Source organism: Roseiarcus sp. (assembly GCF_052145395.1).
Taxonomy (GTDB): Bacteria; Pseudomonadota; Alphaproteobacteria; order Rhizobiales; family Beijerinckiaceae; genus Roseiarcus.
Genome location: NZ_JBKQOT010000230.1, coordinates 1 through 2,742 on the forward strand (window position 1 = coordinate 1; position 2,742 = coordinate 2,742).

3 protein-coding genes are annotated in these 2,742 nt (G+C 63.7%); all 3 read left to right on the forward strand.

From position 1 onward, the window contains the following. Positions 1-4: 4 nt before the first annotated feature. Positions 5-298 carry a GYD domain-containing protein gene (locus tag ACLP25_RS07800; RefSeq protein ID WP_442468648.1) on the forward strand — a complete coding sequence of 98 codons (294 nt, stop codon included), beginning with the start codon at positions 5-7 and terminating at the stop codon, positions 296-298. Positions 299-403: 105 nt separating this feature from the next. Beyond that, positions 404-619 carry a hypothetical protein gene (locus ACLP25_RS07805; protein WP_442468646.1) on the forward strand — a complete coding sequence of 72 codons (216 nt, stop codon included), beginning with the start codon at positions 404-406 and terminating at the stop codon, positions 617-619. Positions 620-726: 107 nt separating this feature from the next. After that, the gene (locus ACLP25_RS07810; protein WP_442468647.1) at positions 727-1,467 is read left to right on the forward strand and encodes a DUF3883 domain-containing protein; all 741 of its coding nucleotides are present in this window, start codon (positions 727-729) and stop codon (positions 1,465-1,467) included. Positions 1,468-2,742 lie beyond the last annotated feature (1,275 nt).

Sequence of the window (2,742 nt, forward strand, 5' to 3'; positions counted from 1 at the left end):
AACAATGACTACGTACATCGCGCTCTTCAACCTGACCGACGCTGGCGTTAAGGCCGCCAAGGACTCGCCGCGTCGGCTCGACGCCGCCAAGAAGCTACTGGCCGACATGGGTGGCGAGATGAAGCAGTTTTACATGGTGATGGGCGAGTTCGACTTTGTCGGAATCTGCGAGGCGCCGGACGACGCCGTCATGGCCCGTTACGCCCTTCAGCTCGGGGGCCTCGGCTTCGTGCGCACGAAAACGCTGAAGGCGTTCCCGGAGACCGCTTACCGCGAAATCATCCGCTCGCTCGGCTGAGCCGCGTCGGGTGCTCACGGCGATGCGCGGCCCCGGCGAGAGCTGCAGCGACTTCATCCTGCGGGTGGCGGCGGCGGAGGGGCATGAGAACGAGGAGGCGACACAATGATGAGTTACACGAACTGCAAGATGGGGGACGTGCAGTTGGTGACCATTCACAGCGGGGATGACGGGTCCGGGTACGGCTTCAGCATCCTCGGCGGCGTACACGGGCGCCCTCTGGTTGGGTTTGCGTTCGCGACGGAAGCCGACGCAAAGCGGGCGCGGGCGGAGGTCGCCAAGGCGGTTGAGAAGGCGGTGGAGATCACGCCGCAGGGCTAAAGAGACGAGGCCGGAGGAGAAGACGGCGGTCTCCCCGTTCGCCGCTGCACCTTGGCTTGCGGGTCAGGTCGAGCAGCGCGCGTTGGGCTATGCGATCGCCAAATCTGGTGCCCCAGCATCTGACCGAAGTGAAGCAGCGCGGGCTCTCCGAGATCGACAAGGTCGAGCGGGAGGTCAGGGCGCGGCTGAACCGCGAGATCAACTATTGGGACGCGCGTGCCGCCCGGCTGCGTGAGGAGGAGAGGGCCGGCAAGGACCAGCGGATCAACGCCCAAAACGCCGAGGCGACTGCGCAGCGGCTCGCCGATCGACTCCAGAAGCGTCAGGAGGAGCTGGCGCGCGAACGGCAGATCAGCGCATTGCCCCCGGTGTTGAAGGGCGCTGCGCTCATCATCCCGAAGAGCCTGCTCGCGCCGCCGATACCGACAGCTAGCCCCCGCAAGCCGCCTAGCTTCTCGGACGATCCGGCCGCGCGCGCCGAGATTGAGAAGCTCGCGATGGCGGCCGTGATGGCGGCGGAGACGGCGCTCGGCAATCTGCCGAAGGACGTGTCAGCCGAAAAGCGGGGCTACGACATCGAGAGCCGCGATCCGCGTTCTGGTGTGCTGCGGTTCATCGAGGTGAAGGGACGGCACGCGGACGGCCGCGAGGTGATCATCACGAAGAACGAACTGTTGGCATCTCTGAACGCCCCGGACAAATTCTTCCTCGCGCTGGTCAGGGTCGAAAACGGCTTCGCTCATTCGCCCGTCTATCTGCAAAAGTTCTTCACCCGCGAACTCGGCTTTGCCGAAACGGCCGTGGTGTTCGACTTTGACGATCTTGCCCGGCTAGGACGGGCGCCATGATCGTGTCGCCTTGCTTTGACGACGACAGCATGGAGATCGCGTGGCGACAGCATGACGTCTACGACACTACCTTGAGGCTGGTCGTCGACCATTTGAGACGTGGGAAAAATCGATATGACAGATATGGTATGGAGTCGTAGTTGGCCTGCGTGCTTCATTACAGGGGGTCACCGTAAGGTCGCCGCTCGCCGGCGGCGACCAGGAGCGCGATTGGGCAGAGTATTTCCGCGATCTGGCCCGCCGCTTCGAGATCAGCTGGGATCGAACAGCGCAGCTTCTGGACCGGGTCGCCGACATGTACGAGGCCGATGCGCGACATCAGGACGAATGGACAGAACAGCGAGAGACGTGACGATCAGGATCCTGCAGAGTTTCCCGCTTGCCGGAGGCAATCGATCCCCGCGGTGGGGTGACGGTCATCGGCAAGAAGGTGCTCTTCCCGAAGGAGCGCCAATGTCCGGCGATGGCCAATCGAGCCGCCAAGGGGGGCAGGTCCCCAAACTTCGAACGCGGGTCGTGCGCGCCCACGGCCTGACAGCAGCTGCGCCAGGAGGCGAGGCGAGCGCGCTGATCGCCTCGAGGTCCGTGGGGCGGATGGGAGGCATCGGCGCTGAAGCAGGCGTGGACGCGATCGCAGCGGCCAGGGCATGAGCGCTCGGACGCGGAGGAGGCATAGGCGCAGACTGCGGCTTGTTCCGTACGACGGTGTTGCCGGTCGGATAGGATGCGCCGGGGACGCCGTGCGCGGCCAGTCCAGCCACGTTCGGGTCGTCGTCTGCCGGGGAAACGGTCAGAGCGGCCAGCTGCGCCGGGTTTCGGCATATGCCGCGGGCGGCCTGGATGACGTCTTGGTTCTGCATCACTGGGTCGTCTGAATTGTCGGCCATTGGAGAGCTTTCACTTGGTTGGCCGGGAAACCCCCCGGCGCGGATGCTGCGCTACTGCTTGCAAGCCGCGATTGATCGAAGCCGAGACGATGGACGGCCGCTGCGCGCAAAAAGCAGTCGTACCCTACCTAAAGGACGCAGGGGTCAAAATCGAGCTGTAGCAGTCATTCGACCGAGACCCCCAATGGGGTGAGCTGACCGACCTCTGCCCCCAACGGACAGCGCCGACGACGACGCTTGCATCAGAGTTGCATTTCAACAATGATCTTCGATCCGTCATTCAAAGGTGCAAGATTATGAGCGTCGAAGACAAGAAACATCGGTCGCATCTGCCCATGGTCACTCCTGAGCGAACCGGCCTGATCACTTACGACGCGAAAGATCCAGA

Bases quoted from the DNA above. Each gene is read 5' to 3' on its own strand.
- ACLP25_RS07800 (WP_442468648.1), top strand. From the start codon at position 5: ATGACTACGTACATCGCGCTCTTCAACCTGACCGACGCTGGCGTTAAG.
- ACLP25_RS07805 (WP_442468646.1), top strand. From the start codon at position 404: ATGATGAGTTACACGAACTGCAAGATGGGGGACGTGCAGTTGGTGACC.